General features: G+C 72.2%; 3 protein-coding genes. All 3 read left to right on the top strand.

The genetic code is table 11. The annotated features are described in order from the left end of the window. The first annotated feature begins 22 nt into the window (after positions 1–22). From ruvX to VFO68_RS04735, 3 genes are read left to right on the top strand one after another with little or no spacing between them, the layout of a single operon-like run. Entirely contained in the window at positions 23–514 is a 492-nt protein-coding gene (gene ruvX / locus VFO68_RS04745; RefSeq protein ID WP_325156912.1) for a Holliday junction resolvase RuvX, read from the top strand. Next, on the top strand, positions 504–1,724 hold the full coding sequence (gene mltG / locus VFO68_RS04740; RefSeq protein ID WP_325156911.1) for an endolytic transglycosylase MltG: 1,221 nt from the start codon (positions 504–506) through the stop codon (positions 1,722–1,724). The genes ruvX and mltG overlap by 11 nt, the downstream gene beginning before the upstream one ends. Beyond that, complete coding sequence (locus tag VFO68_RS04735) at positions 1,681–2,583, top strand: shikimate dehydrogenase (RefSeq protein ID WP_325156910.1); 903 nt, start codon at positions 1,681–1,683, stop codon at positions 2,581–2,583. Before mltG ends, VFO68_RS04735 begins: the two co-directional genes overlap by 44 nt. The last annotated feature ends 51 nt before the right edge of the window (positions 2,584–2,634 follow it).

The following is a 2,634-nucleotide window of genomic DNA, read 5'->3' as shown; positions in this document are numbered from 1 at the left end:
GGCCGATGACCTGCGCGTTGCCGTGACGCCGACCGGTCCGGACCGGCCCGGGGACGCCGATCCCGGGCCGGGCCGGCGGCTCGCGGTGGACGTCGGATCGGTCCGGGTCGGGGTCGCGCTGAGCGATCCGGGTCCGGTCCTCGCCACGCCGCTCGTTACGCTGTCCCGCGACGAACGGTCCGCCGGCGACCTGAACCGGCTGGCCGAGCTCGTTGTCGAGTACGAGGTGGTCGAAGTGGTGGTCGGTTTACCCAGGACGCTGGCTGCTCGGCACGGTACGGCCGCGGAGCTGGCGGTGGCCTATGCGGCAGCGCTGGCCGGCCGGATCGACCCGGTACCGGTGCGCCTTGCCGACGAACGGTTGACCACGGTGAGCGCGTCGCGAATGCTCAGCGAGCGCGGCGTGCGTGGCAAACGGCAACGTGCGGTGGTCGACCAGGCGGCTGCGGTTGAGATACTGCAGGCCTGGCTGGATGCGCGGGCAGCCGTGCTGCGGAGGCGACGTGGAGACTGACGAGCTCGGACTGTTCAGTGACCGGCACGCCGAGCGCGGACGGCGCCAGCCTGCCCGGCGGCGGCGCAAGCCCCGGCGCGGCGCCGGCCGCAAGATCACCATGGTGGTGGTCACGCTGGTCGTTCTCGGCCTGATCGGCGCCGGCGTGTGGTACGGCCTCACCCAGGTCCTGGGCATCGACCTCGACGGCTACGACGACTACGCCGGACCCGGCGAGCAGGACGTCGTGGTGGAGATCCCGACCGGCGCGTCCACCGGCGTCATCGCCGGCCGCCTGGTGGACGCCGGTGTGGTGGCGAGCAACAAGGCGTTCGTGAAGGCCGCCGAGGGCAACCAGAAGGTGCTCGGCATCCAGCCGGGCTACTACGTCATGAAGACCAAGACGTCGGCCAAGGACGCGATCACCCAGATCCTCGACCCGGAGTCGCGCCGCGGCCGGCTGGAGATCCGGGGCGGCTGGCAGCTCGACGACATCACCAAGGGCGACGGCAAGGTCGAACCGGGCATCGTGCAGCGGCTGGCCGACGCCTCGTGCGCGGAGCTCAACGGCAAGAGCACCTGCGTGCCGGTGGAGGAGCTGCGCGAGACGGCCAAGACGGCCGACCTCGCGGCGCTGGGGGTGCCCGAGTGGGCGGTTCCGGTGGCCGCCGCCCTCGAACCGCAGCGCCGGCTCGAGGGCCTCATCGTGCCCGGCGTCTACGACGTGCGGCCCGGATCCACCGCCCAGGAGCTGTGGCAGAAGGTGATCTCGGAGTCGGCCACCCAGATGCAGGCGATCGGCCTGCCCAAGGTCGCCGAGCAGACCGGCTTCACCCCCTACCAGGTGCTGACCATGGCGTCGCTGATCGAGCGCGAGGCCATCGAGAAGGACTTCGGCAAGGTGTCCCGGGTGACCTACAACCGGCTGGTCAACGACATGCCGCTGCAGTACGACTCGACGGTGAACTACGTGCTGGACCGGCCGGACATCCGCACCAAGGCCGAGGACCGGGAGCGCGCCGGGCCCTACAACACCTACGCGACCAGGGGTCTGCCGCCGGGGCCGATCTCGGCGCCGAGCGCGAAGGCGATCGAGGCGGCGACCAAGCCCGAAGCCGGCAACTGGCTCTACTTCGTCCGGTGCCAGAAGGACGGCACGTCGTGCTTCGCCGAGAATGCCCGGCAGCATGAGCAGAACGTCGAGCAGGCCCAAGCCAACGGTGCCTACTGAGCCTCGGCGGGCCGGAGTGGTCGGCTCGCCGGTGGCCCACTCGCTGTCGCCGGTGCTGCATCTGGCCGCCTACCGGGCGCTCGGGCTGACCGGCTGGAGCTACGAGCGCATCGAACGCGACGAGGCGGGCCTGCCGGGCCTGGTCGCCACGCTCGGCGCCGAATGGGCGGGGCTGTCGGTGACGATGCCCGGCAAGCGGGCCGCGCTGCGCGTGGCGGCGGCCGCGACCGACCGTGCGCACGCGGTTGGTGCGGCGAACACCTTGGTACGCAAGGATTCCGGCGACTGGTTCGCGGACTGCACGGACGTGGACGGGGTCACCGGCGCGCTGCGGGCCGCGGGCGGCTACGTGCCGGTGGCCGATGCGACCGCCGTGGTGCTCGGCGCGGGCGGCACCGCCTGCGCGACGGTGGCCGCGCTAGCCGAGCTTGGCGTGGGCCAGGTTCAGGTCGTGGTGAGGGATCCGGCCCGGGCCGGTGAGCTGCGGGACTGTGCCGACCGGGTGCGGCTGCCGGTGCGGGCGGTGCGGTGGGCCGACGCCGACTTCGGCAGGTTGTGTGCCGGTGCGGCGATCCTGGTGAACACCGCGCCGGCGACCGCCATCGAGTCCGATGTGGATGATCTGGCGCGGGCCGGCTGCGTGCTGGACGTGATCTACCATCCGTGGCCGACCGCGCTGGCCCAGGCCGTGTCGCGGCGCGGCGGCCGGATCGCCACCGGCCTGGACATGTTGCTCCATCAGGCTTTCGCTCAGGTCGAGCAGTTCACCGGCCGGCCGGCGCCGCGCCCGGCGATGCGCTCGGCGCTGCGCTCGGCGACCGGCGACACGCTGGACCTGCCGCTGTCGGCGGCCGGGTAGGTCCGGCACGAACCCGAATGGATGGACCATCCATTCGGTGTTTTCCTTGCC

It is taken from the genome of Actinophytocola sp. (assembly GCF_035712165.1).
In the GTDB taxonomy this organism is placed as follows: domain Bacteria; phylum Actinomycetota; class Actinomycetes; order Mycobacteriales; family Pseudonocardiaceae; genus DASYTH01.
The sequence above is the reverse complement of the archived record's forward strand: the minus strand, read 5'-3'. Positions and strand labels throughout refer to the sequence as shown.

Bases quoted from the DNA above. Each gene is read 5' to 3' on its own strand.
- VFO68_RS04735 (WP_325156910.1), top strand. From the start codon at position 1,681: ATGAGCAGAACGTCGAGCAGGCCCAAGCCAACGGTGCCTACTGAGCCT.